Below are 26606 nucleotides of genomic sequence, written 5' to 3' on the forward strand. Positions count from 1 at the left end.
CTGCTGCGTACGCCGTTGCACGACCTGTTGTCGGAGCGCATCCGCCCTGCTGTCCCTCATCGGCCGCCGGAGCGGGGCCGCCATCAGCCTTCCCGTCCGGTACGAGCAGCACGCCGGCACGCTCATCGTGGTCAGCAGGCCGTCACGGCAGTGGTGGCGCAACCTCCATGAGAACACGCCGGTACGGCTCACGCTGCGGGGACGGGCCCGGTACGGCCACGCCACCGTCACCCGGGCCGGCCAGGTCGTCGTCGTCACCATCCGCCTCGACGCGGAGCAGCCCGGTCTCCCGCCGGATCGCGGGCGGCTGTGGTGGCGCTGGACGAAGGCGGTCACGCTCGGAGAGATCGCCGGGTTCGCCGCGCCAGTCGTCGTGGCGGCTCAACTGGGGGGACCCGAGTGGACGCTGCTGGGCATCGGGCCGCTGCTCCGGGGCGTGGCCATCGTCATGGCGGGCGCCGTGGAGGGCACAATCCTCGGCCTCGCGCAGGCGTACGTGCTCAGGGCAGCCCTTCCCGCCATCCCCACACGAGCCTGGGTGCGTGCCACGGCGGCCGGAGCGGTGATCGCCTGGGGCGTCGGCGTGTTGCCGATCGTGCTGGGCGAGCGAATCCTGCGCTGGCCGCCGGCCGTCCTGGTCCTCCTCGGGCTGATCTTGCTCGGGTCGATGGGCCTGCTGCAAGCGCGCGTGCTGCGCGGCAGGGCGGGCGGCAGGGCGGGCGGCAGGGTGGGCGGCAGGGGGAGCGGCAGGGTGAGCGCGCCGTGGCGGTGGGTGGTGGCATCCGCCGGCTCCTGGCTGATCGCGCTGGGCGCCTTCGCGCTGGTGACCACGCCGCTGTGGCAGGAGGGGCAGCCCGGCTGGCTGATCGTGGCCATCGGCGTGCTCGGCGGGGCGGTCATGGCGGCGACGGTGGCGGCGCTCACCGGGGCCGCGTTCGTGCATCTGCTCCCTCCGTCGTTCCAGACAGAAAGGCCGATGATGACCAGCCTGCGAAGAAAACGGCCATGACCGGCGTATTTCCGTCGCTGGCCCTGCCGGGAGATGTCGCAGGATCCTGATGGTGGAGGACTTGCGATGGGTACGCGTGGCAGCTCCGTCGGCGCTCTGCGGGGCTCCGCGTCGCGAGGGCTGACGGTGGGTGTAGAGGAGGAGTTCCTTCTGCTGGATCACGCCGACGGCCGCCCGGCTCTGCGTGCTCCGGAGATTCTGGCGCTGCTCGGCGATCATCCGCAGGTCCAGCCCGAGCTCATGCGCTATCAGCTGGAGACCGTCACCGGCGTGTGCACGGACCTGGAGCAGGTGCGGGAGGAACTGGTCCGGCATCGGCGGCTCGTCGCCGCGGCCGCCGCCGAGCTGGGCTGTCACCTCGTCGCGTCCGGGATCGCGCCGCAGAGCGGGCCGGGACTGTCCGCTGTCACCGCCGACGCCCGTTATCAGGAGCTGGCCGCCCGGCACGGCTCCTTGGTCGCCCGCTCCGGCACCTGCGGCCTGCATGTGCACGTCGGCGTCCCCGCGCGGGAGCTGGGCGTGCACGTCCTGGCCGGACTGCGGCCCTACCTGCCCACGCTCCTGGCGCTGAGTGCCAACTCGCCCATCGCCGCGGGCCGGGACACGGGCTGGGCCAGCCGCCGCTACCTGGAGTGGAGCCGCTGGCCGTCGGCGCGGCCCCCTGGCGCGTGGCGGTCGGCGGCCGACTACGACGCCGCGGTGCGCCGCACCATCAGCAGCGGCCGGGCCATGGACGAGCGGTCCGTCTACTTCCACGCGCGCCTGTCGCCGCGCTATCCGACGGTGGAGGTGCGGATCATGGACACCTGCCTGTCGGCTGACGACACCGTCGCCGTGGCGGCTTTCGTCCGCGCACTCGCCGGCCTGGCCATGGGGGAGCTCTGGGACGGCGTGCCCACCAGGCGGAGGAGCGGCCGGCGGATCAACGCCGAGCTGGCCCATGCCGCCCGCGACGGCCTGGACGCGTCTGCCGTCGATCCGTACTCGGGGCGCTCGTCGCCGCACCGTACGCTGCTGGAAGCCCTCCTGAACCGCCTGCCGGACGCCGACCCGGTCGCACGGCCCCTCGGCGTTCTGATGACGCGCGGAACGGGGGCGGACCGGCAACGCGCCCTGTGGTCCCGGGCCGCCACGCCCGGCGTTTTCGCCCGGCTGCTCGCCGACGCCACGCTCGACCGGACGATCACGCCTACTGTCGCAGGCGACTCGGGACGGACACGTTCAGGCTCCCCGTTCCCGCGTTCCTCTCCGCCACGGCGGATCACCCCTGCCCGGTGATTCGCGGAGGCGGGCTCTTCCTGATCGGTGTGGGCCGCGGTCTCCTGCTCGCCTGGATCTTCAGGATGCGCCGGCTGCCGTTCGTGAACGCGCTCGCGGGGCTGCGGAACAGGGCGCCGCTGCTGACCTTCACGTGATCAGGCTCATGGGCGGGAGCCGCGCGCGGATGTGGCGGGGCCCGGACGCCGAAGCGGCGTCCGGGCCCCGGCAGGTGCCGCCGGTTACGGTTCCAGGCTCCTTGGGACGGAGTCGGATGGGCCGTAGGGCTGCTGGGTGTGCCCGCGGGCGTCGTAAATCTTGACCCACTTGATCGACGGGAACTGCTTGAGGGTCGGCTTGATCTCGTCGGCGATGGTGAAGGTGGATCCCGCGCCGCTGAGGCGGCCGGTCAGGTAGACCCTGGCGACGCCCCTCTTGACGGTCAGCTTGCTGAAGCCGGTGGCCCTGGAGGAGACGAAGCGCAGTCCTTGCGCCTTCTCGGCCTGGGTCGGGCCGGCGAACAGCCGCTGCAGCGCGCCGCAGGCGGTGGCGGGCGGGATGACCGGCCGCTGCACGGCCGTGGTGTACGGCGTGCGTCCGGTGTTGTAGCTGGCGGTGTTGAGGAAGTAGTCGCGCACCGGGACGGTCCGGTAGGGAGTGGTGATGTCCACCACGACGCGGCTGGGCCGGGTCAGCTTGTACACCCGGTACGGGGCCTGCCTGGCCAGCCCTACTCCGTAGGTGAGCTCGGAGTTGTACGGGGTGGCGGCGGCGATCTGGATGACGCCGGGCAGCGGGTAGGTGGTGCGGGACGGGCCGGTGGCGGTGCTCGCCTCTTCGAAGCGGACCCGCAGCAGCGCGTCGCCCACCACGCTGACGGTGCGGCCGGTGGCCTGGTCGACGATCCGGTTGACGTAGCGGGTCTGCACGGTGTGCGGCAGGCGGCCGCGGAACTCGAACACCAGCCGGTCGAAGCCCGGGTGGTGGGCGACGCGGACGCCGGTCAGCGTGGGCGGCATCGGGGCGAGCCGGGCGGCCTGGGCCGGCAGGGCCAGCGGGACGGCCACCGCCGCGGTCATGGTCGCGCCGATGATGAGGGGACGGATCGGGAGCATGATGGATCATCTTCTTCCCCGTGAGTGCTCCTTGATCTGATCATCGCGTGGGGCGCGAGGGCGCGGTAGGGACGAACGTCCCGACACCGGCGCCGTCCTGCCGGTAGACGGCCGGTGACGCCGACGGGGGCGCGCCTGCCTTGTGCCCCCGTGGATGGCGACCGCGCTAATCGTCGGCGACCTGACCGGCTCAGGGGCGTTCGAAGCGCTGGTGCTGCGAACCCTGCAAGGGGCAACAACGTGGTGAATCGTCTCGCCGGGCATGCGATACAACCCGGCTGAAGTAGCGCGTGGCATGCCTGTGCGCGCTCGGTCTCGAGGCCATGAAGAGACGTGCAGGATCGGCGTGTCGGAGGGGACGATCGTCCGCGCCGAGAGGTCCTTCTCCTCTGGGACGCCGCCTGTCAAGCGGTGTGTGCACCGGAGAGCGGGCGGGTGCCGGAAAGAGACGCCTGCCTCGCTTCCCTTCGGAAGGGAGGCCGGCGATGGGCGAGCCGGTCGTGGTCGGAATCGATGGGTCGCAAGCGGCGGACCTGGCGCTCGGCTGGGCGGCCGACGACGCCGCGCGGCGCGGACGGCGCCGGGGACCGGCGTGCCCGCGCCCGTGGCAGCGGCCAGGGCCTCATCGCCGGATGGCCGGGGACCTGCCGGCGAAGCGGTACGGGGTTGGTGAGCCGGTGGACGTTGGTGACCTTCCCGGCGTCGTGCATGGCGTTCCCGGACCGCACGAGGCGCGCGTTCGGGCTCTCCTCGCTGAGGGAGGGGTGGGCGTCGTAGGGGCGGGGCAGGGCGTGCAGGCGGGCCGCACGGGTCACGTCCCCCTCCGTCGTGCTCCGACGTCGTCGTGGCGATGACGGATCCGTCATCGCCACGACGACAAACGCTGCGGCGGCGCACAACCGGCAGATGCCGAGCACCGCTGCGGGCCGGATCCCTTCGGCGGACAACCAGCACAAGCGGACCGACGTGACCAACGGCCTATCGCCTGGCTGATCGCGCGAAGGGGACGTCAGCGTGGGGATCGGGACCATCGCGCTGGGTGTGGCGGCCGGGCAGGTGCCCTCGCCGGCCGCTAGGTTCCGGCGGTGCGCTCGCGTTCGTATGCGGCGTTGATCCGCAGCGCCTCGGCGAGCTGGTCTTCCAGGATGATGATCCGGCAGGCGGCTTCCACGGGAGTGCCCTGATCGACGAGCTCTCGGGCCCGCGTGGCCAGGCGCAGCTGGTAACGGGAGTAGCGGCGGTGGCCGCCGCTGGAGCGTTTCGGTTCGATCAGATGGGCGGCGCCCAGAGCCCGCAGGAACGCCGGGGTCACGCCGAGCAGCTCGGCGGCTGCGCCCATGCTGTACGCGGGGTAGTCCTCATCATCGAACCGGTCTTCGGCCGTGCGTTCGGCCGTCGTTTCCGTGATCCTGCCGTGAGCCGGTGTGTCACCCTCGACAGCCGATTGACCTTGATCCATACATTCCCTTCTCGCCGCGCACACAGGGGCCCCGACGCCTGTATGCGCCGGGGCCCCGAAAGAGTTCAACACCATCTACCGGCCATCCGGCCGGCTTACCGTTGTGCGCATCCGCCGCGGAGCGCGGCGGTGATGCGCGGATCGCGGATGCGTGACCGTAGACCACCTTCCAATCCCGTGGAACTGCGGTACCCGAGCGGCGTGACTTCAGCCGGCAACGGGCGATCCCGATGGCGTCAACACTCCCTTCCTGTTTCTCTTCCGGACCACTTGCCAACTTCACCTTCGGCAGCGCGCCCACGATCAGGGCCCTGTCCACTGCGCTGGCCCGTCACGTCCGACCTTCTGCCGTCAACCTCTGACTTCATCTTGCTGCGGGCAGTTCGTCGTGATGCCAAGGAACTACTTCGCTGCCCGGTGGATCCGTTTCGTGCGATGTCAGAAACCATAATACCTGCACTCGCGAATGTCTACCATCACCAATACAGATTTTCAGCTCCAGGCGTGGCAGCCTTCCGGCCGGGCGGCTGGGCGGCCGGCGGCTGCGGAGGAACGCCCAGTGTGCACGCGGTGCGGCGATGGATGCTGGTACCGTCTGTGCCCGCATCAGCCCTGGAGGCTGGCCTGACGCCGGCGTCATGACGAATCGGCGATCAGGGCGGCGCGGTGGGCCCCGAGCTCGCGTATCAAGCGCGGAGGGCGTCGATCAGGGCGTCTATGGCGGTGAGTGCGGCGGAGGTGTCGAGTCCTGTGCGGGAGACCAGGGAGAGTCCCTGGACGGTGAACAGCAGGAGCTGGGCTTGGGCCTCCGGGGTGGCGGCCCGGGTGACCTCGCCGGTGGCCTGCGCGCGCCGCAGGGCGTCGGCGACGATCCGGGTGAAGCGGGCGTGTGAGCGGGCCACGAGGTCGCGGGCCTGGTCATCGTGCGGGACGAGCTCGGCGGTGGTGTTGCCGATCATGCATCCTTGCGGGACGCCGGCGTCGGAGGCGTACTCCTGCGCCCGGGCCGGATGGGTGAGCACCTCGCGTAGCGCCGGCAGCACCGGTCCGTCCTCCAGTGCCGTGAGCAGCCGGCGCTCGTAGGTGTCCCAGTAGAGCTGGACCGCCGTGAGGTAGAACTGCCGTTTGTCGCCGAAGGCGCCGTACAGGCTGCCTCGCTCCAGGGCGAGCGCGTCGACGAGGTCCTGGACGGAGGTCTCTGCGTAGCCCCGGGACCAGAACAGCAGGAGCGCGCGCTCCAGGGCCTGGTCCTTGTCGAAGGCGCGGGGGCGTCCTGTGCGTGCCATGTCCCCAGGTTACGACTTTTTGACCGCTCACACAAAAGTTTGTACGTTGATGGCCGGGCGAAATCTTGAACGCTCGCATAGAAGTCGTTGGCGTACGCCGGCGGCATGACAGACAGGACCCCCATGAACTTCAACGGGAAGACGGCGTTGATCACCGGATCGGGCGCCATCGGCGGGCTCGGGCACGCGACAGCGAGAATCCTCGCCGCCGGCGGGGCGAACGTGATCATCACCGGCACCGACCCTGACCGCGGCGCCCGGGTCGTGGACGACGTCCGGGCCGGCGCCACCGGGACCGTGCGTTTCATCCCCGCCGACCTGGCCGACCCGCGGGCCGTGCAGCGACTGGCCGAGGACGCCGGGGCGGTGGACATCCTCGTCAACAACGCGGGCGTCGTCCCGTTCAGCGCGACCGCCGAGCAGGACCTCGACGCCTACGACGCCGCCTTCGCGGTCAACGTGCGCGCGCCGTTCGTCCTGGTCGCCCGGCTCGCGCCGAAGATGGCCGCCGGCGGGGGCGGCAGCATCGTCAACGTCAGCTCCACCGCGGCAACTCTGGGCATGCCGCAGATGGCCGTCTACGGCGCCACCAAGGCAGCGCTGGAGTCGCTGACCCGTACCTGGGCGGCCGAGTTCGCCGCCTCCAGCGTGCGGGTCAACGCCGTGGCGCCCGGCCCGATGGCCACCTCCAAGGTGGTGGCGGCCATGGGCCCGGACCTCGGCGGCATGGGCTTGACGACCGCGCTGAAGCGCACCGCCGACCCGGCCGAGGTCGCCCAGGTGATCGCCTTCCTCGCCGGCGACCAGGCCGGCTACGTGACCGGCGCCGTCGTGGCCGCCGACGGAGGCCGCACCGCCATCTGACCCGGCGCGCGCCACACCATCACCGCCATCTGAACCGGAGCGCGCCACACCACCACCGTCACCAGAACCACGCGCTTGGGCGCGAGTGAGGAGATTCAGGTCAATGGGTCGTCTTGAGGGCAAGTACGCCCTGATCACGGGAGCGACGAGCGGCATCGGGTTCGAGACCGCCCGCGAGTTCCTCGCCGAGGGAGCGGCCGTCGCGATCACCGGCCGCTCGCCCGAACGCCTGGAGGGGGCCGCCCGCCGGCTGGGCGGTGACCGGGTGCTGCCCGTCCGGTCCGACGCCGGTGACGTGCCCGGCCAGGCGGCGCTCGCGGCGCGGTTGCGGCAGGAGTGGCCGCGGCTCGACGTCGTGATGAGCAACGCCGCCGACGTCACCCACCTGCCGATCGGGCAATGGACGGAGGAGGCGTTCGACCGGCTTCTCGCCACCAACCTCAAGGGGCCGTTCTTCCTGGTCAAGGCGCTGCTGCCGCTGTTGTCCCGGCAGGCGTCGGTCATCCTCGTGGGCTCCGTCTCCGCCTTCGTCGGGCACGAGAACGCGGCGGTCTACGGCGCCGCCAAGGCCGGCCTGCTGTCCCTGTCGCGCGGGCTGACCTACGAGCTGAAGGAGCGGGGCGTGCGGGTCAACGGGCTGAGCCCGGGCCCGACCGTCACGGACGCGTTCGCCGCGCTCGGCCCCGAGCGGCAGGCCGCCCTGTACGACGAGTTGCGGCGGACCGTGCCGCTGCATCGCATCGGCACCGCCACCGAGCTGGCGAAGGCGGCGGTCTACCTGGCCTCTGACGAGTCCGCCTACACCGCCGGCACCGTCCTGCGCGTCGATGGCGGCATCGGAGAGCTCGCCTACTGATGACCTCGATTCGCCAGCCGTCCCGCACCAGGCTCTCGGCGGTGTGGGCTTGCTGAGATGTCTCAGAGGCAACCGGCCACGAGATATCGCGCAGGGCTCGGCGGAGGTCGTTTCGCTGGGGAAGCGGCCGATGACCTTGACGCGGCGGCGGGTCTCGCCGAAAGGGCTTGGTGTCGTCGCCCAGCTCGGTGAGATCGAAAGCCCGCGCGTAGCAGGGATCCGCTCATGCGTGCCCGCCCGCAGAGGGGCAGCGCAACGCCGGTCGGGCCGCTGGTCGTCGCCCCGCCCTGACCGGTCCGGACCCGGACCCGGACGGTGCAGCACTCCCCGCAGCAGCCGCCCGATCGCATCGAACCGGCCTGGTCGCGGGGCAGGACCAACGCCGCCGGATCGGGGACCTTCGGGTGTTCACCGCCGGCGGCCCGCTTGCCAGGGTGGAGTCGAGGAAGGTGATCCTGATGCGGAAGAAAGTGCTGGTCCTGGGAGGCAACTTCGGCGGGCTGCACGTCGCGCTAGGCGTTCGCCACGAGCTGGAGGGCGACGTCGACGTCACGGTCGTGTCGGAGTCGGACCGCTTCCTGTTCACCCCGTCGCTGATCTGGCTGCCGTTCGGGAAGAGGCGCCCGGCCGACATCACCTTCGCCCTCGCGCCGACGTTCGCCATGCACGGCATCGGGTTCGTGCACGCCACGGCCCTGGTGATCGACGCGGGGGCGCGCGTCGTGCACACCACCAAGGGCGTTCACCCCTACGACTATCTGGTCATCGCCACCGGCTACCGCAACTCCTTCGACGTGCTGCCCGGGTTCGGCGAGGCCGACGGAGCCCACACGATCACCACCCTGGCCGACGCCGTGCGGGCGGGGGAGGGGTGGCGGGGCTTCCTGGACGATCCCGGTCCCGTGGTGATCGGCGCCACGCAGGGCGCTGGCTGCTTCGGCGCGGCGTATGAGTTCCTGTTCAACACCTCCTACCAGCTGAAGAAGGCGGGGCTGCGCGGGCGGGTGCCGCTGACGTACGTGACCGCCGAGCCCTTCCTGGGCCACTTCGGCATCGGCGGGCTGCCCGGCGGCGAGAAGCTGCTCAAGCTCTTCCTGAAGAAGGAGGGCATCGAGGCGATCACCGGGGTGGCCATGGACGAGATCGCGCCCGGCAAGCTGCGGCTGGCCGACGGCAGCAGCCTGCCCTTCGCGTACGCGATGATCGTGCCGCCGTTCACCGGGCAGGATGTGGTGCGGACCGTGCCCGGGCTGGCCGACGAGGCTGGGTTCGTCCCGGTGCGCGACACCTACCAGTCGCGCGGCTTCCCTGACATCTACGCCGTGGGCGTCGCCGCCGCGGTCAAGGCGCCGTGGACGTCCGCGATTCCGGTTGGGGTGCCCAAGACGGGCTTCCCGACCGAGGTGCAGGCGCGGGTGGCGGCGGCCAACATCGCGGCGCAGATCCGCGGTGACGAGCCTCCGGCGCACAAGGAGTTCGGCGCCATCCCGGCCGTCTGCGTGATGGACGCGGGCAACAACGGCGTGATGATCCTGGCCGACCGGATGCTGCCGCCGCGCCGGTTCGGGGTGATGGTCCCCGGGCCGCAGGCGCACGCCGCCAAGATCATGTTCGAGAAGTACTTCCTGTGGAAGGCGCGTTACGGCTACGTCAGGCTGCCCTGACGGGGCCGTGCCGCACCTGGAGGAGATGAGAGTCGTGGCACGTGAAGTCACAGCCACGTGGCAGGCGGACGAGCTGGGGCCGGTCAAGGTGGTGTTCCTGCGGCCGATGCCGCGGATGGCCGCCGTGGTCGTGCTGGACAACCTCACGCTCGGCCCCGCCATCGGCGGGGTGCGGTGGTCGCCGTCGGTGTCGGTGGCGGAGGTGGCGAGGCTCGCCAGGGCGATGACAGTGAAGAACGCCGCCGCCGGGCTGCCGTACGGGGGCGGCAAATCGGGCATCTACCTGCCGCCGTGCCCGGACGGGGAGTCGCGCCATCCCGCGATGCGGGCCTTCGCCCGCGCGATCGAGCAGCTCACCGACTACATCCCCGGGCCCGACATGGGCACCGACGAAGGCTGCATGGCGGTCGTGCACGACGAGATCGGCCGCGCGGTGGGGCTGCCGTCGGTGCTCGGCGGCATCCCGCTGGACGAGCTGGGCGCCACCGGGTACGGCCTGGCCTGCTGCGCCGACGCCCTGGCGGCCGACAAGGTCATCGAGCTGGACGGCGCCCGCGTGGTCGTGCAGGGGTTCGGCGCCGTGGGCACGCACGCGGCGAGGTTCCTCGCTGAGCGCGGGGCCAGGATCATCGCGGTCTCCGACGTCGCGGGCGCCACCTGCCGGGAGGACGGCCTCGACGTGGAGGCGTTGCTCGCCGCCAAGCGGGAGCACCGATCGGTTGCCGCGTTCCCGGGCGGAACCCCTTGCGACCGTGACGAGATCCTCTGGAAGGAGTGCGAGCTGCTCGTGCCCGCCGCCGGTCCGGACGTCTTCACCGCCGGCAACGCCGCCCGCGTCCGGGCCAAGGTGATCCTGCAAGGGGCCAACATCCCGGCGACCGCTGAGGCGGAGCGGATCTTCCACCGGCAGGGTGTCCTGTCCGTCCCCGACGTCATCGCCAACGCCGGCGGAGTCATCTGCGCGGCGGTGGAGCAGCAGGGCGGCAACCATGCCCAGGCCTTCGCGGCGATCGAGGAGAAGATCTGCGCCAACACGGCCGAGCTGGTGGATCGGCTCGACGCGGGCACGTCCCTGCCCCGCGAGGCCGCCACCGCGATGGCCATGGGCCGCCTGCGCGCCGCCGCCGGCTACCGGCGCCACTTCTGACGGCGGCGCTTCTGACGGTGCCGCTTCTGACGGTGCCGCTTCTGACGGCGGTGGCTTCGCCGAGGGGCGGTGCCGGGCGCTGAAACCAAGTCGCAGGCCAGGGCCGGAGGTTCCCGCGAGGGGCGGACCTCCGGCCCCGCTCGTACGGTCGGCTCCGCACACGGACCTGGCACCGCGGACCTGACACCACTGGCTGGTGAGGCGCGCGTGCGTGTTCAGGCCGCGGGCGTCTTGCTCTCGTCGTTCTGCTTTTCGTCGTTCCGCACTGCGGTGACATCCACGGAGTCCTCAACGACCGGCGCGTCCTGGACCTGCCGCTCGACGCGGACGGTCCACTCCGAGGCGACGGCGGCCAGCGTGGCGGCCACGGTGAGGAACGGAGCGGCGACGAACGCCACAGCCCCCACCGTCACCGGAACCTCCATCACGGCCCGCCCGTGCGAGTCCTTGACGATGATCCGGCGCACGTTGCCCTCGTGCAGGACATTCTTGATCTTGCCGGCGAGTTCTGTGCCACGGCTCCTGACGTGTTCCTTGGCGACGGTCATGATGACGCCCCTCTCTTGCTGTCCTGCCTCCAGCCTCATGCCGGGGCGGTGACCGCGGGGAGGGCAGAAGGTCATCAGGCGCGGGCCGAAAGCCACGGTCTCCAAGGTCGGCGAGCCAGGAGGGAAGGCGGGTCGTACGACGTTGCCTGGGGGAGGCCGCCGGCGGTGTTCTGGCCCCCGCGTACCTGGAAAAAGCTTGCCGGACGCGTACGGGGCCAAGGTCGGCGGGCGGGGTCGTGGGTGGGAGCCTGCGGGTGACGGAGGTGAGGACCATGGCACTCCAGATCAGAGATGTGATGAGCAGGGAGGCGGTGGCGGTCCGGGAGGACACGCCGGTCTCCCGGGTCATCTGGACGCCGCGCTACTTCGGTGTCGGTGCCGTGCCGGTGCTGGATGCCGGAAGACATGTGGTGCACATGGACACACCCCTGCGTGAGGCGGCCAGACTGATGCACGACCACCGCATCAGGAAACCGCGATCACCACCGAGATCCGCGAGCAGGTGGTCTCGCCGGGCTTCGTCCCCAGCCGTCGTCCGGCCTCCAGCAGCATGGCCGGGGTCCGGCAGGGGCGTCGGGCCGGCATCGGTGGCGATCACGCCGTCCACCCTGACGTGGATCATGCCGGACAGGCCGGCCCGGTACAGGAGCTCGGCGCCGTTGCGGCTCGGCGAGACGGCCCCGACGGGAGCTTCGTGGTGGCGCAGGTCGTGCAGCAGGGACACATCCGGCCGCCGCCGGGCAGGAACTCGCGGTGCCGGCCCCGCCGGGGAAGGTCGGTCACGCGGATCGCGTGCCGGTCTCCGTTTCCGTCACCTGCCCCAGTTCGTGTCGTCGTGCTTCCAGCTGAGCTTGTCGATGACGTCGACCACGCCGTCCACACGGCCGGCCATCCGGGCGGCGACCCTGGCGTCGCTGCGGCGGTCCATCCAGCCGGTGAGCGTCACCACGCCGTGGTCGGCCTGCACCTTGATGCCGAGGGTCTCGACCCAGAGCGATCGTTCCAGCACGTCCTCGCGGATGGTGCGGGCGATGTCGGCGTCGGAGCGGACGAAGACCTTCAGCAGGTCGCGGCGGCTGACGATGCCGCGCAGGGTGCCGTCGTCGGCGGTGACGACGAGGCGTTTGACGCCGTGCTGGTCCATCGCGCGGGCGGCCTTCACGACCGGGGCGGTGGCGGGGATGGTGACGGCGGGGGTGGTCATCAGCTCGGCTGCGGTGTCGCCGGTGGCCTTGCGGCGCATGTCGGCGTTCTCCGGGGACAGGCGGTGGCGCAGCCGGGCCCGCAGCGGCGGTTTGTAGCCCTCCTGGTAGTAGAGCTCCTGGAACTCCTCTTTGCACAGCAGGTCGGCCTCGGAGACGACGCCGAGAACGTGGCCGGCGTCGTCGATCACCGGCACGGCGCTGACGCCGTGTTCGATGAGCGCTTCGGCGATGTCCTTGAACGGGGTGGCTTCGTGGACCGAGATGACCTCGCGGGTCATGACCTCGTTGACGGTGACGTGCATCGTGCTCCTCCTTCGGAGTCCTGCCCTCATCGCAGCGCGGACTCAGCGGCGGCGATAGAGGCGGAGGTCACGTGCTCGAAGTGCCGTTGGTCGGGTCAGGAGCCCGGACACCGCTGTCGGCCTGCTCAGGCCGCCGGCGTGACCAGATCGGTGCTCACCGGCTCGCCGGCCGCTCGGTGAGGTGGTTGTACTCGAGGTCGTCCAGCGTGCGGGAGACGGCGAGCTCGTCGCCGATCCCCGCCTTTTGCTCACGGCGAGTGCAGGATCGCGGCTGACGGAAGGGTCAGGCAGGGCCGAAGGTCCCGGCCCGCGGGGACCTCGGCCCCTGACGGCTGCGGCGCCGCGGGCCCATAGTGGAAGCCTGGTCGGCCCGAGGGGGAACCATGAAGGTCAAAGACGTGATGTCCGCTCCCGTGGTGGCGGTGCCGCCTGGCGTGACCGTCCAGGACGTCGCCCGCCACATGGACTACTCGGGCGTCGGCTGCGTGGTGGTGACCGACGGCCAGGCCGCGGTCGGGATCGTCACCGACCGGGATCTGGTGCTGCGGGTGCTCGCTCCCGGCATGGGCGGCGAGATCTCCATCGCGGAGGTGATGACCCCGGCGCCGATGACCGTGCGGCCTGGCGACGACCTGGACCTGGCGTTCGAGGTGTTCCGGCGCGGCCCGTTCCGGCGCCTGCCCGTGGTCGAGGACGGGACGGTCGTGGGCATGGTCACCCTGGACGATCTGCTCCTGCACGTTCACCAGGTGAGCGGTGACCTGCTCAAGCCCGTCGTCAGCGAGATCTCCGAGCCCCAGCACCCCGGGCGCGGGTAGCGGCGGTCAGGCGGCCGCAGGCACCGGTCCGTCTCGCGCGGGCAACGCCAGGACGGGTCTCGTCAGGTCACACGAGGGCGGTGGGCCGCCGTACGTGCCCGTCGGCCCGATCGTCTATCTGCTGTGGGGACGACGACGCCCGGCCCGCAGGCGCCATCGGCCGGCATGAGGAAGGCGGTCGCCTGGCTGTGCTCGCCGCCCGCGTGCTGCTCCCCGGGAACCGAGCGCGGCGACGTGGAGACCGCATGCCCCTCGGAGCGCGAAATGCGTGTCCGATACCAAGGAATTGGGCATGACGAAATCCGTGAAGCAGCCCTTTCGATGCGTTCCGCGCCCTCGCTGAGCGACGCGATGTTCGCGGCGGCCCGCTCGGGTGACCTGCGAGTGTTGTGGATCATCGGGGAGGACGTGGCCACCACCGATCCCGGCGCCGACGAGGTGCTGGCAGCCTCGGCCGCGGCCTGCGGAACCGTCACCTCACGCCCTGAGCACACGGTCACCGCCGTCCGCCTCCGCCTGGAAGAGAGTCCATGATGCCCACCTCGACCGTCGTCGGGTTCGACGGCTCCCGGACGGCGTGGTCCGCGCTCGACTGGGCGGCCCAGGACGCCGGCCGCAGAGGGCTGCCGCTGCGGATCGTGCACGTCCGCGAGCCCTGGTGTGCTGAGCACCCGCCGGACGCCACCGGCGAGCACGACACCTTGACCACGCGATGCGAGCGGCTGCTCGCCGGCGCGGCCCGGCGTGCCCGCGACTCGGCCCCCGAGACGTCGATCTCGACTGCCCTGGTGACAGGAGCGGTGACCGAGCGGCTGCGCAGCGAAGCCGAGACGGCCGACACCGTGGTGGTCGGCAGCAGAGGGCTGGGTGGTTTCGCCGGCCTGGTGCTGGGCTCGGTCGGGCTCGGCCTGGCCGCGTGCGCCGCATGCCCGGTGGTCGTGGTCAGGCGCCTGCCACGCGCGCCCAGCGGTGAGATCGTGGTGGGCTACGACGGTTCTCCCGCGGCGGACCAGGCTTTGGAGTACGCCGCGAGGCAGGCCGCCGTCGGCCGGGGCCGTCTGCGTGTCCTGCACGGTCTGCGCCATCCGCCCGCCGCCCCGCATCCCGTCGGCTTCGGGCCGGTGCCCGTGGATGACAGCGACGGCATCGAGCAGCGCCTGTCCGATTGGCGCGGGAGGCATCCCGGCGTCGATCTGACCGTGTCGATGAGCTTCGAGCACCCCATCGCGGCCCTGGCCGCGGCCTCCCGCACCGCCGACCTCGTCGTCGTGGGCGCGGTGGGGCTCAGCGGAGTGTCGTGCGCGAGGCTGGGCTCCGTAGGCCACAGCGTCCTGCACCGGGCGCACTGCCCGGTCGCCGTGGTGAACGCGCAGCCGCCACCGGCATAGCGGCCTCAGCTCTGTACGCGCCGTGGCCGGACCACCGCCGTTCCCGCGCGGCACGGCACTCCTCCTCGAAGGAGTCGGCGAAGAGGCCGGCGTAGTCCCCTCCGTGGGCGCGTGGAGCACGGCCTCCCGGGCGGCGCCGGATCCGTCGTCGCCCACCACGACCAGTGACTGCACCGGTCCGTGGTCGCCGAGCGGACGACGACGACCGGGCCCTCGGCGTGTCCGGCGACCGCGAGTCCCACCGAGCCGAGCACCAGCCCTGCGAACCCGCCCAGGCCCCGGCTGCCCAGCACCAGGCACTGGCCGGAAGCCGATTGGCCGGCCAGCCTGTCCACCACGTTCCAGCAGAGGGCTCGGCTCGATCACCAGTACTCTCCTGGGATCGGTCAGTGACCACGTCGCCGGTCAGGCCGAGGCGGCCGTCGTGGTGGTCCACGGCGAGCAGCGGGCCGCCTACGGGGAGATCGTGGTGGGCGTGGATGATTCGCCCGAGTGCCAGGCGGCGCTGGCCTACGCCTCCCTGCGTGGCGGCGGCCCGTCCAGGCGTTCGGGATCGAGTTGCCGCAGGAGGCGGGCGAGGATCGTGTCGCCCGCGAGGACATGGTGACGGCGTGCCTGCAGCCGTTCAAGCGGCAGTACCTGGACGTCACTGTGATCAAGGACATCCGGTACGCCGGCGCTGTGGGGACACTCAGGCAGGCGTCGGAGGAAACAGACCTGCTGGTCGTCGGCTCCCACGGGCGCGGAGCCCCTGAGCCCGGCGCTGCTGGGCTCGGTCAGCAGGGGCGTTCTGCACCACGCGCGCTGCACGGTCGCCGTGATCCGGGCGGGCTTGAGGCCAGGGACCTTCGGCCCCCGGCATGCGGGACGTTCGCCGCTGCCCGCACCGATGAGCGCGGCGCACGCTGAGCGGAGAGGTGGAGGAGGCGAGGTCGTGATGTGCCTGGGCATACCGGGAAGGATCGTGGCTCGCGACGGCGAGTCGGGGACTGTGGACTTCGACGGGCTGCGCCGCGAGGTGTGCCTGTCGTACACGCCGGAGGCCGGCGCGGGTGACTACGTGATCGTGCACGTCGGCTTCGCCATCTCCGTGCTGGACGAGGACGAGGCGCTGCGCACGCTCGCCGTGCTGCGCGCCATCCCGGGAGGGCTGGATGAGATACCTCGATGAGTACCGCGACCCCGTCCTCGCCCGCCGCCTCGTACGGGAGATCCAGGCCGCCGCCACCCGGCCCTGGTCGATCATGGAGGTGTGCGGCGGGCAGACGCACACCATCGTCCGGCAGGGCATCGACGAGCTGCTCCCGGTGCGCATGGTGCACGGGCCCGGCTGCCCGGTGTGCGTGACGCCGCTGGCCACCATCGACCGGGCGCTGGCCATCGCCGCTCGCCCCGAGGTCGTCTTCACCTCGTTCGGCGACATGTTGCGCGTGCCCGGCTCCGGCGCGGACCTGCTGTCGGCCAAGGCGCGCGGTGCGGACGTGCGCGTGGTGTACTCGCCCCTCGACGCCGTGAAGCTTGCGGCGGCGAACCCGGACCGGCAGGTGGTGTTCTTCGCGGTCGGCTTCGAGACCACGGCGCCGGCCAACGCGATGGCCGTGCTCCGCGCGGACGCGGAACACCTCGGCAACTTCAGCGTCCTGGTCAGCCACGTCCTGGTGCCTCCCGCGATGGCCGCGATCATGGAGTCCGCCTCGGTGGACGCGTTCCTTGCGGCCGGGCACGTGTGCGCGGTGATGGGCTGGACCGAGTACGAGCCGCTGGCCGCCAAGTATCGGGTGCCGATCGTGGTCACCGGGTTCGAGCCGCTCGACCTGCTCGAAGGCATCCTCATGGCGGTCCGCCAGCTGGAGGAGGGGCGTTTCGAGGTGGAGAACCAGTACGCGCGGGCCGTCCGCCGTACCGGAAACACCTACGCCCAGGACGCGGTGCGGCGGGTCTTCCGGGTCAGCGACCAGACGTGGCGGGGGATCGGCGAGATCCCGGCCAGCGGGCTGGTGCTGGCGCCGGAGTTCGCCCGTCATGACGCGACGCTGCGGTTCGGCGTCGGCGACCTCAGCGCGAGCGAGCACCCCGAGTGCATCGCGGGGGAGATCCTGCGCGGCACGCGCACCCCGCTCGACTGCGCCGCCTACGGCACGCTCTGCACGCCGCGCAGACCGCTGGGCGCGCCGATGGTGTCCGCCGAGGGCACCTGCGCCGCCTTCCACAACGCCGGCCGCATCCGACAGGAGACGCCATGACCACCCGCTTCGACCCCATCGCCGCCACCTGCCCCGCCCCGCTGGCCGAGACGGACCGGGTGCTGCTCGGGCACGGCTCCGGCGGGCAGCTCATGGCCGAACTGCTCGCCGACCTCACCCCCCGCCTCGGCGCCGGCACGCTGGAGGACGCCGCGATCGTCGCCACCGGCGCGCCGGAGATCGTGGTGTCCACCGACGGGTTCGTGGTCACGCCCCGCTTCTTCCCCGGCGGCGACATCGGGTCGCTGGCCGTGCACGGCACGGTCAACGACCTGGCCATGATGGGCGCCGTACCGGTCGCGCTGAGCCTGGCCTACATCGTGGAGGAAGGGCTGCCGCTGGACGAGCTGCGCCGCGTCACCACCTCCGTCGCCGAGGCCGCCCGCGCCTGCGACGTCCGCGTCGTGACCGGCGACACCAAGGTCGTCGGCAAGGGCGCGGCGGACGGCCTGTTCGTCACCACCACCGGGATCGGCGTGCGGCTGCCCGGCGCGCACGTCGCCGCCGCGAACGGCCGCCCCGGCGACGCCGTGCTGCTGTCCGGACCGATCGGGCTGCACGGGATCACCATCCTGAGCACCAGGGAAGGGCTCGGATTCGAGAGCACACTCGCCTCTGACAGCAGGCCGCTGCACCGCCTGACCGCCGCGATGCTCACGGCGGGCGCCTGCGGGGTGCACACGTTGCGCGATCCGACCAGAGGCGGGCTGGCCAGCGCGCTGAACGAGCTGGCCGCCGCCTCCGGCGTGAGCGTGGAGCTGGACGAACCGGCCATCCCCGTCCCCGCGCAGGTCGCCGCAGCCTGCGACCTGCTGGGCCTGGACCCGATGCACGTGGCCAACGAGGGCTGCCTGGTCGCGTTCGTGGACCCGGTCAGGGCCGAGGCGGTGCTCGCCGCCATGCGCGCCCGGCCGGAGGGGGCGGTGGCCACCCGCATCGGCACCGTGACCGCCGGCCATCTCGGGCGGGTCACCATGCGCACGCTGGTGGGCTCGCACCGAGTCATCAACATGCTGGTGGGGGAGCAGCTCCCGCGGATCTGCTGAGGCCGCGCGCGATGGTGCGTGCCAGGGCCGCCACCGCCGCCGACACCGGCGCCGACAGCCCGGCGCCGTAACCGAACGCGGCGCCCTCCACGGTGTAGACGACCAGCTCACCAGGCATCCGGCCAAGAACGCGCGCCAGTTCCACGGCATCGCCCAGGGACAGGACATGGCTGCTCGCCCCACCGTGCGGCAGCGATGGAACGCCGTGGAAGCGGCGCACGACACCCGGCGGCTCGCCTGAGCACGCGGCGTCGATCACGACGGCCACGTCCGCGTCCGTCCACGCTTCGATGAGCTCCGCCGGATCGCCGCCGTTCTCGACCGCAGGTATGCCCAGCTCGCGCAGCAGGCGGGCGGCCACGAGCCCGGCGCCGTCGTCGCCACGATGGTCGTTGCCGAGCCCGATGACGACCGTCCTAGTCATGGCTGAGCGACAGGTCGAGGAAGTGGGCCGAGCAGGAGATGCACGGGTCGTGGTTGCGGATGGCCCGCTCGCACAGCTCGGTGAGCTCAGGGACGGGCAGGTCGAGGCGGGGTTCGAGGAGGGCGCGCAGGTCGTTCTCGATGCGGGCCTGGTTCTGTGCGGTCGGGGGGACGATGTCGGCCGCGGCGATCAGGCCCTGTTCGTCGATGCGGTAGCGGTGGTAGAGGGTGCCGCGGGGGGCCTCGGAGGCGCCGTGCCCGGTGCCCGGCCGCGGGGTGACGGGCAGCGCGGGCTGGTCCGGGGGGACGTACCGGTCGATCAGGCGCAGTGCTTCCTCGCACGCGTGCACGATCTCCACGGCGCGCACGATGATGCTGCGGAACGGGTTGCGGCACGCTCGTCCGAGTCCGGCGTCGGCGGCGGCGCGCAGGGCCAGGGGTGACAGCAGCGAGGCGTTGAGGGCGTAACGGGCCAGCGGGCCGGTGAGGTAGCCGGGGCTGCCGTCGAGGCGGGCGTGCAACGCGGTGGAGTGCCGCACCTGCTCCTCCACCACGTGACGCGGCCAGTCGCGGACCGGGAAGGCGGTGCCGTCGCTGACAGCGACGTCGCCGGACAGGATCGCGTACTCCGCGGGATGGCGCAGCGCCAGGAACCGGTAGTCGTGCTCCACGTCGGGGAAGTCGAAGCCGCTGACCCACTCGACGGTGTCGAGCGCCGCGCGCAGGGCCTGCTGGAGGCGCCCGGCGAGCGGCGTGAGGTCGGCGGGCGCCCGGTAGAAGCCGCCCAGCCGCACGTTGATCGGGTGGATGGCGCGCCCGCCGACGGCCGCGACCAGCTCGTTGCCCGCCTTCTTCAACGCCAGTCCGCGCTCGACCGCCGGGCGGTGGTCGGCGGCCATGGCCACGCCGCTGGGGTAGCCGAGGAAGTCGGGGGCGTGCAGCAGGTAGATGTGCAGGGCGTGCGACTCGATCCACTCGCCGTAGTAGAGCAGCAGGCGCAGGTCGCGCAGCGGGCCTTCGACGGTGACGCCGCAGGCGGACTCCAGGGCTTGGCAGGCGCTCATCTGGTAGGCGACCGGGCAGATGCCGCAGATGCGGGCGGTGATGTCGGGCGGCTCGGTGTGGTCGCGGCCGCGCAGCAGCGCCTCGAAGAACCGGGGCGGCTCGTAGATCTTGAGTTGCAGGTCGGTGATGCGGCCGTCGCGGGCATGGACGAGCAGCGCGCCCTCGCCCTCCACTCGGGTCAGGCCGCCCACGCGGATGGTCTTATGCGTCACTGCTGCCTCCGAAGGAGGTGACGTTGAAGGTGCGGTAGACGCGGCGCAGCTCGTCGTCGTTCATGCCGGCGGCGCGCAGGCGTGCGTTGAGCGCGGCCGCGTTCGGGCTCTCCATGGGGCCGAAGCAGCCGAAGCAGCCGCGGTTGAAGGCCGGGCAGAGCGCGCCGCAGCCGGCCTGGGTGACCGGGCCGAGGCACGGGGTGCCGTGCGCGACCAGCACGCACGGGTTGCCGCGGGCCTTGCACTCGACGCAGACGCTGTGCGCGGGCACCACGGGCCGCCGCCCGGCCAGGAACGCGCCGATGACCTCCAGGAGCTGGCGTTTGTCGATGGGGCAGCCGCGCAGCTCGAAATCGACGGGCACGTGCGCGGAGATCGGGGTCGAGTGCTCCAGAGTCTGGATGTAGCCGGGACGGGCGTAGACGACGGAGGCGAACTCGCGCACGTCGGCCAGATTGCGCAGAGCTTGGACGCCGCCGGAGGTGGCGCACGCCCCGATGGTCACCAGGTGCTTCGACACCCGGCGGACATGCTTGATCCGCTCCAGATCGCCGGGAGTCGTGATCGACCCCTCCACGAGTGACAGATCGTACGAGCCTCCGCCCCGGGCGCTGGAGGCTTCGAGGAAGTAGGCGATGTCGACGTTCGCGGCGACGGACAGCAGCTCGTCCTCGCAGTCGAGCAGGGTGAGCTGGCAGCCGTCACAGGAGGCGAACTTCCACACGGCGAGTCTGTTCACAGCTGTTTCACCTCCAGCAGATCGGCCACCCGGTCGTAGGTGAGCACGGGCCCGTCGAGACAGGTGAACAAGGGGCCGAGCTGGCAGTGGCCGCACCGGCCGATGCCGCACTTCATGTTGCGCTCCAGCGACAGCACGATGCGCCCGGCGGGCACGCCGCGCCGCAGCAGCTCCTGCGCGGTGGCGCGCATCATGACCTCGGGGCCGCAGACGAACGCGTAGGTGCGGGCCGGCTCGAACACGATCCGGCCGACGAGCTTGGTGATCAGCCCGGTCGGGCCCTTCCACGCCCGGTCGGGATGGTCCACGGTCACCTGGACGTCGAAGTCGCGTCCCCAGCGGGCCAGCTCACGCGGGTAGATCAACGTGGCGGGCGTCCGGGTGCCGGCGATCAGGCTGATCCGGCCGTACCGGGAGCCGTGCGCGGCCAGCTCGCGGATCACCGGCCGCAACGGCGCCAGGCCCAGCCCGCCGGCGGCCACGACCACGTCCATGCCGTGTGCCCGGGCAAGATCCCAGTGGGTGCCGAACGGGCCGCGTACCCCGATGACGTCACCGCGCCTGGCCCGGCACAACGCCCGGCTCACCGCACCGACCGCCCGGACGGTCTGCACGTAGCCGCCGGAGCGGGCATGGCCGCTGATGGAGATGGGGATCTCGCCGACGCCGGGGGCGTACAGCATGGTGAACTGGCCGGGAAGGAACGGCGGGCACGCGCCCTGCACCGGCTCCAACGTGAGGGTGACCGTGTCCGCCCGATCCGGGCGGCGCGAGCGCACGCGGTACGGGGACGGGATCATCGCAGGCGCTCCAGCTCTTCGGTGATGTCGATGCCGGCCGGGCACCAGGTGACGCACCGGCCGCAGCCGACGCAGCCGTAGGTGCCGAACTGGTCCACCCAGGTGGAGAACTTGTGGGTGAGCCACTGCCGGTAGCGGGCGGCCCCGGACGAGCGCACGGGGGCACCGCCCAGCTCGGAGAAGTCCAGGGTGAAGCAGGAGTCCCAGCGTTCGGAGCGTTCGGCGGTGCCGTCGGCCAGGTCGGTGCCGTCCTCGACGGTGACGCAGAAGCAGGTGGGGCACACCATGGTGCAGTTGGCGCAGGTCAGGCAGCGGGAGGCGATCTCTTCCCAGACGGGTGACTCGCGCCGTTCGACCAGCCGCTCCTTGACGCCGTCGAGATCGACGCGGCGGCCCATCCGGTCGGCGGCGTTCATACTGACCTCGCGGGCGGCTGCCCGGTCGGCGTCGTCGGCGGGGTGCGACGGCAGCGCGGCCATCAGTTCCTCGCCGCGTTCGCTGCCCGGCTCCGCCAGGAACCGGTGCGGGCCGGTCAGCTCGGTGAGGGCGAGATCGAAGCCGGAGGTGGCGCGCGGGCCGGTGCCCATGGAGGCACAGAAGCAGGTCCCGCCCGGCACCGCGCAGTTGACGGCGATCAGGAACAGCGCCTTCCGGCGTTCGCGGTAGGCCTCGTCCGGATACCGGCCGCCCAGGAACACCCGGTCCTGCACGGCCAGCGCGGCCAGATCGCAGGCCCGCACGCCCAGCAGCGCCACCTTCGGGGCCTCCGCTGGAGCCTGCTCGGGCACGCCGTCCCGCATCCGGAACAGAACCGAGCGGGGCGGATGCGTGTAGCGCTTGACCGCATCGGGGCTCGCAGCGAACCCGAACACGAGCTTGCCGCGCTCATGCAGGCGGTACACGCCCGGCGCCTGCTCGTCGCTCCATCCCTCGGGCAGGTCGGCGGCGGTCCCCAGTTCGGCGAAACGGATCACGCCGTCGTGGACGGTCGGGCCCACGACGGCGTACCCACGCTCGCGCAACGCCGCGATCAGCGGGTCCAGCGAGTCGAGAACGGCGGGCTTCATGTCACGCTCCGCGCGGCGTGGGCACGTGGTCGTCCTGCCTCCAGTTGAGCTGGTCCACGACGTCCACCACGCCGTTGACGCGATGCGTCATGCGCACGGCGATGGCCGCCTCGGAGCGGCGCTCGATCCACCCGGACAGCGTCACGACGCCTTGCCGGACGTTCACCTGGACGTCGCCGGTGCTCATCCACAGGGTGCGGTCGAGGATGTCGTCGCGCACGTCGGCGGCGATCTCCTCGTCGGAGCGCAGGAACAGCTTGACCAGGTCGCGGCGGCTGACGATGCCCACCAGGCGGCCGTTGTAGTCGACGACCGCGAGCCGTTTGACGTCGCGCTCGTCCATGAGGCGGGCGGCCTCGATCGCGGAGGCCTTGGCGGAGATGCTGACGGCGGGGCGGGTCATCAGCTCGGCGGCGATGTCGCCACCGGCCTTCCGTCTGCTGTCGGGGTGGCGCATGCGGGCGCGCAGCGGCGGCCGGTAGCCCTCGCGGTAGAACTGCTCGCGGAACTCCTCCTTGCGCAGCAGGTCGGCCTCGGACACCATGCCGAGGACGTGATTGTCGTCGTCGGTGACCGGCACGGCGCTGATGCCGCCGGCGATGAGCGTCTCGGCGATCTCCTTGAACGGGGTGGCGGCGGATACGGTGACGACCTTCTCCGTCATCACGTCCGCGACGGTCATGCGCATGACAGCCTCCTCATCGGTTACCTTCACCACACCTCGTTCGAGCGGCGCCACTCAGAGGCGAAGGTCCCGAACAGGTCCGTCGTTGGTCAGCACCGGCGGGGCGGCGGCCGCCGGGTTCTCCGTGTTCGCCATGGCGCCATTCCTGTCGCGCCCTCTGTCGCCGCGATGAGGACGAACGACTCTAAACCCGGTGCCTGAGGGATCCCATGCTGGGGGCGAGGCGGTGAGGGCGATGGCGGATCGAACGATCAGACGGTTGCGCAAGCTGATCACGGAGTTGTCCCGGAACGACGCCGACAAGTTGCTGGAAGAGATCGTGCAGGTGGCGGCCGACATCTGCGCTGTCGAGCACGCCGGGGTGATGGAGATCGACGCGGTGCAGGGCGTGGCGCGCCCGGTGCATGTGCGGGCCGCGGAGGGCGATCAGCCGCAGGTGCTCGCCCGGCTGGCGGCCGGCGATATCCTTCCCGCCTCCGCGGCCCAGGAGCCCGTACGCAGGTGGATCGGTGAGTGGTGCGTGCTCAGCGCGCCGATGCCCGTGACGACGCGGAGCCAGGCCGTCATCTGGGTGGCGGGCAGGGCCTTCGACGAGCACGACGAGGAACTGCTGGTCAGGTTCGCCACGGCGGCCGCCCGGGCGCTGGAGGCGCATCGCGATGTGGAGACGGCGGTGCGGATGCTCCGCGGGGTGCACGCGTTCTCCGAGACCTGAACCTGAGAACTCGGTTCGTGACGGCGTCGATCAACCGTGGGCGAAGCACCGAGTATTTGGAGATGAGACAGGACCTTCTGGTGTCAGCGCGGCCATCGCCTGTCGGCCCTTCGTCACGCCCATGGGGTGACAGGTAATCCCTCACCTCAGGAGAAAGATCCTTGGCCAGAACCAGAGCCTGGGCGGACTGACCTCTTCCGGGCCCCGTGACCTCGCGGAGCTTCGCTGCGTGATCGGAGCCCCCGCCGGTCCGGCTGGACGCTGTAGGCTGTATATATAGACAGCCTACGCATAGGAGGTGGCGATGGCCCGCTCCGCTACCGCCCCATGGCGTCATCTCCTCGTCGGCCTGCACGTCATCTCCTCCGTGGGATGGATGGCGTTCGCGCTCGCGCTGGTAGTGCTGCTGTCGCACGCCACACGTACAGGAGACGCCCACGCGTACCGCATGGCCGACCTGCTCGACGACGACATCCTCCTGCACTTCGCCAACGCTGCGGCCTTCTCCGGCCTCATGCTCGCGGGCATGACCCGCTGGGGGTACACGCGTCACTGGTGGGTTCTGCTGAAGTTCGTCATGACGCTGTGCCAGCTGTACGCCGGGATTTTCATCCTCGGCACACAACTGGACGGGCTCGCCGCGGGAAGCCAGAGGTCCGCCACCGGCGTCACCGTCGCCACCGGCCTGATGGCGTCCGCACTGGCGTTCCAGGCCTGGCTGTCGGTCGCCAAACCGTCATCGACTACCTGACGGCCACGTTCGTGTTCGGCCACCCCGCGCCCCTCCTCACCGTCCTGACCGTGCTCGGCTATCCCATCTGGCGGGCCCTGCGCGGGACCGCCCGGTGACGAGGGGGCCGAGCGCGGCCGCACCTGCCCGTCACCACCTGCCCCGCGCCCACGCCGTCACCGGCCCGGCGGCCACATGGTCAGGTAGGTGGGTACGACGATCAGGAAGTAACCGGCGCCCACCGCCAGCAGGGTCAGTATCGGCCCGAGAAACGACGTTCCGCCCAGGACCAGTGCCGCGCCGGAGAGCAGCCCGGCCCAGACGACCAGCGACCCGGTCAGGTACAGCCGCACATCATCGTGGCCCGGCAGCGCGAGCCCGATGACGCTGCCCGCCGCGAGCAACGGGATCATCGAGCCGAACACATCCGGTTGGCTGCGCAGGAGGAGCCCGACGCCGGCCCACATGCCGACCCAGGCGACCGCGGACCCGATCTGGTGAAGACGTTGCGGTGACATGGTGATCACGTCCAGGTTCACGCCAGAGTTCAAGGTGTGGGCGCACGTCGCGCCGGTCCGGGGGCGGGAGCGGCGGCCAGGCGGATCCCGGCCAGGACGAGCCCGGTCCCGGCGGACAGCAGGATCACCGTGGCGATCAACAGCCCCCAGGTCAGCCGGTACAGCCAGGGCAGCGTGGCGGCCACGGTGATGTCGGTCGTCACACCGGGTGAGCCGTCGGCGTTCATGATGACGGCGGCCCAGTCACCCGGCTGGATGTCCCACGTCAGCGATCCCGATCCGCTGGTCGCCCAGAAGGTCTCGGCGGCGGGAGCCGAGGCCGGGGCCGTGCCGGGGTGGTGGTCGTAGCGGGTCTCGCCGGGAGGGTAGGCCAGGTGGGTGATGCGCTCGTGGGCGACGCCGCCGAGGTAGGCGGTGACGTCGGCCTGGCGGGCGATGCCGATGAACAGCGGCGTGCCGGTGGTCTCGATGCGGACGCGGCCGACGCTCTCGCGCAGGAACCGCACGCCCTGCCCGGCCACGGAGATCTGCTCGGTGGTCAGGGCGTAGGCAGGGGTGGACACGCGTCCGGCCGGGGTGCTGATGAACCCGGCGCTGTCACGTGTCCCGTCCAGCAGGGCCGTTCCCGTGGTGGTGGCCGCGGTGGCGATCCCGGCGAAGGCGAGCAGCGCGCCCAGGGTGATGGCCACGACCGAGGCGGCGCCGTGCCGTACCGGGGAGCGGGCCGGGCGCGCGTCCATGCGCGGCAGCTCGTGACCGCCCTGTTCCAGCCGGAACGGCGGGTAGGCGTCGGTCATCAGGGCGGCGTACGCGGCCACTCTGAGCGACCATCGGTTCATGCCGATCACCAGGTCGTACAGCCCCTGCGGGTAGCGGCCGGTGAACAGCAGGAACAGGGCCGCGATGAGCACCAGCAGCCCGATCAGGCCGCCCCAGTCGAGCGTGTAGAGCACGCCGCCGCTGTCGTCGGGCAGGTCGCCGCGCCAGGAGATGACGCTGCCGCTGGTGAACAGGCCCACGATGAGGTAGTGCGGGATGGCCAGCAGCCACCACTTGATCAGCACCAGCCCTCGGGAGAGGCGTTCGGGATAGTCGATGTCCAGCGTGGCCGGGTAGTCCGGGGCCGGTCCGAGCGTGAACGGCGGGTAGCGGTCGGTGCCCAGGGCGCCGTAGGTGTAGTAGGCCACCCGCCAGGTCCAGCGCAGCACGCCGAGGTTGAAGTCGAACAAGGCGCGCGGATACCGGCCGGTGAACAGGATCGCGAAGAACGCGATGACGGTGAGAACGCCGAAGGCGATCCACAGGAAGCCGAGCACGATGTAGTGGGGGATCGCCAGGAACCACTTGACGATCCACAGGCCCCGGCTGAGCGGCTCCTCGAGCCGGGCCTCCACCCGTACGGGATAGGTACTCATTGACCCAGCGCATCACCGCGCCGAGCCGCC

30 protein-coding genes are annotated in these 26606 nt (G+C 71.5%); 16 read left to right on the top strand and 14 right to left on the bottom strand.

Translation table 11 applies throughout. The features are described from left to right. Window positions 1-46: 46 nt before the first annotated feature. From FXF51_RS62075 to FXF51_RS61080, 3 genes are all read left to right on the top strand, one after another. Entirely contained in the window at window positions 47-1009 is a 963-nt protein-coding gene (locus FXF51_RS62075) for a hypothetical protein (protein ID WP_148438376.1), read from the top strand. A 66-nt stretch (window positions 1010-1075) separates the two neighbouring features. Beyond that, window positions 1076-2287: a YbdK family carboxylate-amine ligase gene (locus FXF51_RS31785; protein WP_148438377.1), complete on the top strand. Its 1212-nt coding sequence runs from the start codon at window positions 1076-1078 to the stop codon at window positions 2285-2287. After that, on the top strand, window positions 2284-2424 hold the full coding sequence (locus FXF51_RS61080; protein WP_187414673.1) for a hypothetical protein: 141 nt from the start codon (window positions 2284-2286) through the stop codon (window positions 2422-2424). The genes FXF51_RS31785 and FXF51_RS61080 overlap by 4 nt, the downstream gene beginning before the upstream one ends. An 84-nt stretch (window positions 2425-2508) precedes the next feature. On the opposite strand, the gene FXF51_RS31790 is transcribed toward FXF51_RS61080, so the two are convergent. From FXF51_RS31790 to FXF51_RS31805, 3 genes are all read right to left on the bottom strand, one after another. Continuing rightward, window positions 2509-3381 (bottom strand): GerMN domain-containing protein, encoded by an 873-nt coding sequence (locus FXF51_RS31790; protein WP_148438378.1) that lies wholly within the window; start codon window positions 3379-3381, stop codon window positions 2509-2511. Between the two features lie 1072 nt (window positions 3382-4453). Then, window positions 4454-4720 (bottom strand): helix-turn-helix domain-containing protein, encoded by a 267-nt coding sequence (locus tag FXF51_RS31800; RefSeq protein WP_262379989.1) that lies wholly within the window; start codon window positions 4718-4720, stop codon window positions 4454-4456. Window positions 4721-5526: 806 nt separating this feature from the next. Beyond that, a complete protein-coding gene (locus tag FXF51_RS31805) occupies window positions 5527-6126 on the bottom strand; it encodes a TetR/AcrR family transcriptional regulator (RefSeq protein WP_148438380.1) in 600 nt (199 codons plus the stop codon). Between the two features lie 105 nt (window positions 6127-6231). On the opposite strand from FXF51_RS31805, the gene FXF51_RS31810 reads away from it, so the two are divergent. The 4 genes from FXF51_RS31810 to FXF51_RS31825 all read left to right on the top strand — a co-directional run bounded on the left by FXF51_RS31810 (window position 6232) and on the right by FXF51_RS31825 (window position 10657). After that, complete coding sequence (locus FXF51_RS31810; protein ID WP_222871555.1) at window positions 6232-6990, top strand: SDR family NAD(P)-dependent oxidoreductase; 759 nt, start codon at window positions 6232-6234, stop codon at window positions 6988-6990. Window positions 6991-7093: 103 nt separating this feature from the next. After that, window positions 7094-7846: an SDR family oxidoreductase gene (locus tag FXF51_RS31815; RefSeq protein ID WP_148438381.1), complete on the top strand. Its 753-nt coding sequence runs from the start codon at window positions 7094-7096 to the stop codon at window positions 7844-7846. 458 nt (window positions 7847-8304) lie between these two features. Beyond that, complete coding sequence (locus FXF51_RS31820) at window positions 8305-9510, top strand: NAD(P)/FAD-dependent oxidoreductase (protein ID WP_148438382.1); 1206 nt, start codon at window positions 8305-8307, stop codon at window positions 9508-9510. 34 nt (window positions 9511-9544) lie between these two features. Beyond that, the gene (locus FXF51_RS31825) at window positions 9545-10657 is read left to right on the top strand and encodes a Glu/Leu/Phe/Val family dehydrogenase (RefSeq protein ID WP_222871556.1); all 1113 of its coding nucleotides are present in this window, start codon (window positions 9545-9547) and stop codon (window positions 10655-10657) included. A gap of 215 nt (window positions 10658-10872) precedes the next feature. Here FXF51_RS31825 and FXF51_RS31830 read toward each other — a convergent pair whose 3' ends face one another. Both FXF51_RS31830 and FXF51_RS31835 read right to left on the bottom strand, forming a co-directional pair. Further along, window positions 10873-11205: a DUF4342 domain-containing protein gene (locus FXF51_RS31830; RefSeq protein ID WP_187414674.1), complete on the bottom strand. Its 333-nt coding sequence runs from the start codon at window positions 11203-11205 to the stop codon at window positions 10873-10875. Window positions 11206-12016: 811 nt separating this feature from the next. Beyond that, complete coding sequence (locus tag FXF51_RS31835; protein WP_148438385.1) at window positions 12017-12712, bottom strand: CBS domain-containing protein; 696 nt, start codon at window positions 12710-12712, stop codon at window positions 12017-12019. Between the two features lie 383 nt (window positions 12713-13095). Here FXF51_RS31835 and FXF51_RS31840 point away from each other — a divergent pair, with 383 nt between their 5' ends. From FXF51_RS31840 to FXF51_RS31850, 3 genes are all read left to right on the top strand, one after another. After that, window positions 13096-13530, top strand: a complete 435-nt coding sequence (locus tag FXF51_RS31840; protein ID WP_148438386.1) for a cyclic nucleotide-binding/CBS domain-containing protein — start codon at window positions 13096-13098, stop codon at window positions 13528-13530. Between the two features lie 321 nt (window positions 13531-13851). Then, entirely contained in the window at window positions 13852-14064 is a 213-nt protein-coding gene (locus tag FXF51_RS31845) for a hypothetical protein (protein WP_148438387.1), read from the top strand. Beyond that, entirely contained in the window at window positions 14061-14918 is an 858-nt protein-coding gene (locus FXF51_RS31850; protein ID WP_262379980.1) for a universal stress protein, read from the top strand. The genes FXF51_RS31845 and FXF51_RS31850 overlap by 4 nt, the downstream gene beginning before the upstream one ends. A 5-nt stretch (window positions 14919-14923) precedes the next feature. Here the strand turns inward: FXF51_RS31850 and FXF51_RS63880 are convergent, their stop codons facing one another. Next, window positions 14924-15256, bottom strand: a complete 333-nt coding sequence (locus FXF51_RS63880; protein ID WP_411268391.1) for a universal stress protein — start codon at window positions 15254-15256, stop codon at window positions 14924-14926. A gap of 154 nt (window positions 15257-15410) precedes the next feature. Here FXF51_RS63880 and FXF51_RS31860 point away from each other — a divergent pair, with 154 nt between their 5' ends. From FXF51_RS31860 to hypE, 4 genes are read left to right on the top strand one after another with little or no spacing between them, the layout of a single operon-like run. Beyond that, window positions 15411-15827 (top strand): hypothetical protein, encoded by a 417-nt coding sequence (locus FXF51_RS31860; protein ID WP_148438388.1) that lies wholly within the window; start codon window positions 15411-15413, stop codon window positions 15825-15827. A gap of 28 nt (window positions 15828-15855) precedes the next feature. Further along, window positions 15856-16089 carry a HypC/HybG/HupF family hydrogenase formation chaperone gene (locus tag FXF51_RS31865; RefSeq protein ID WP_148438389.1) on the top strand — a complete coding sequence of 78 codons (234 nt, stop codon included), beginning with the start codon at window positions 15856-15858 and terminating at the stop codon, window positions 16087-16089. After that, window positions 16073-17161 (top strand): hydrogenase formation protein HypD, encoded by a 1089-nt coding sequence (gene hypD, locus FXF51_RS31870; RefSeq protein WP_148438390.1) that lies wholly within the window; start codon window positions 16073-16075, stop codon window positions 17159-17161. Before FXF51_RS31865 ends, hypD begins: the two co-directional genes overlap by 17 nt. Further along, the gene (gene hypE / locus FXF51_RS31875; RefSeq protein ID WP_148438391.1) at window positions 17158-18207 is read left to right on the top strand and encodes a hydrogenase expression/formation protein HypE; all 1050 of its coding nucleotides are present in this window, start codon (window positions 17158-17160) and stop codon (window positions 18205-18207) included. The genes hypD and hypE overlap by 4 nt, the downstream gene beginning before the upstream one ends. Here hypE and FXF51_RS31880 read toward each other — a convergent pair. The 6 genes from FXF51_RS31880 to FXF51_RS31905 are packed head-to-tail and all read right to left on the bottom strand — an operon-like array spanning window position 18167 to window position 23201. Continuing rightward, on the bottom strand, window positions 18167-18631 hold the full coding sequence (locus tag FXF51_RS31880) for a hydrogenase maturation protease (protein ID WP_148438392.1): 465 nt from the start codon (window positions 18629-18631) through the stop codon (window positions 18167-18169). The genes hypE and FXF51_RS31880 overlap by 41 nt on opposite strands. Further along, a complete protein-coding gene (locus FXF51_RS31885; RefSeq protein ID WP_148438393.1) occupies window positions 18624-19907 on the bottom strand; it encodes a Ni/Fe hydrogenase subunit alpha in 1284 nt (427 codons plus the stop codon). The genes FXF51_RS31880 and FXF51_RS31885 overlap by 8 nt, the downstream gene beginning before the upstream one ends. Continuing rightward, window positions 19897-20646, bottom strand: a complete 750-nt coding sequence (locus FXF51_RS31890) for an oxidoreductase (protein WP_148438394.1) — start codon at window positions 20644-20646, stop codon at window positions 19897-19899. Before FXF51_RS31890 ends, FXF51_RS31885 begins: the two co-directional genes overlap by 11 nt. Beyond that, the gene (locus tag FXF51_RS31895) at window positions 20643-21446 is read right to left on the bottom strand and encodes an FAD/NAD(P)-binding protein (RefSeq protein WP_148438395.1); all 804 of its coding nucleotides are present in this window, start codon (window positions 21444-21446) and stop codon (window positions 20643-20645) included. The genes FXF51_RS31890 and FXF51_RS31895 overlap by 4 nt, the downstream gene beginning before the upstream one ends. Then, window positions 21443-22513 carry a 4Fe-4S dicluster domain-containing protein gene (locus FXF51_RS31900; protein ID WP_148438396.1) on the bottom strand — a complete coding sequence of 357 codons (1071 nt, stop codon included), beginning with the start codon at window positions 22511-22513 and terminating at the stop codon, window positions 21443-21445. The genes FXF51_RS31895 and FXF51_RS31900 overlap by 4 nt, the downstream gene beginning before the upstream one ends. A gap of 1 nt (window position 22514) precedes the next feature. Then, window positions 22515-23201, bottom strand: coding sequence for a CBS domain-containing protein (locus tag FXF51_RS31905; protein WP_187414675.1), 687 nt, complete (start codon window positions 23199-23201; stop codon window positions 22515-22517). 232 nt (window positions 23202-23433) lie between these two features. On the opposite strand from FXF51_RS31905, the gene FXF51_RS31910 reads away from it, so the two are divergent. Together FXF51_RS31910 and FXF51_RS31915 are read left to right on the top strand one after the other, a co-directional pair. After that, window positions 23434-23913 carry a hypothetical protein gene (locus tag FXF51_RS31910; RefSeq protein WP_148438397.1) on the top strand — a complete coding sequence of 160 codons (480 nt, stop codon included), beginning with the start codon at window positions 23434-23436 and terminating at the stop codon, window positions 23911-23913. A 304-nt stretch (window positions 23914-24217) separates the two neighbouring features. Beyond that, window positions 24218-24664 carry a hypothetical protein gene (locus FXF51_RS31915; protein ID WP_148438398.1) on the top strand — a complete coding sequence of 149 codons (447 nt, stop codon included), beginning with the start codon at window positions 24218-24220 and terminating at the stop codon, window positions 24662-24664. A 155-nt stretch (window positions 24665-24819) separates the two neighbouring features. On the opposite strand, the gene FXF51_RS31920 is transcribed toward FXF51_RS31915, so the two are convergent. Beyond that, complete coding sequence (locus FXF51_RS31920; protein WP_148438399.1) at window positions 24820-25182, bottom strand: hypothetical protein; 363 nt, start codon at window positions 25180-25182, stop codon at window positions 24820-24822. An 8-nt stretch (window positions 25183-25190) separates the two neighbouring features. Then, window positions 25191-26576: a DUF4389 domain-containing protein gene (locus FXF51_RS63520; protein WP_148438400.1), complete on the bottom strand. Its 1386-nt coding sequence runs from the start codon at window positions 26574-26576 to the stop codon at window positions 25191-25193. Between the last annotated feature and the right edge of the window lie 30 nt (window positions 26577-26606).

Origin of the sequence: Nonomuraea sp. PA05 (assembly GCF_008086045.1) — a bacterium.
Classification (GTDB): domain Bacteria; phylum Actinomycetota; class Actinomycetes; order Streptosporangiales; family Streptosporangiaceae; genus Nonomuraea; species Nonomuraea monospora.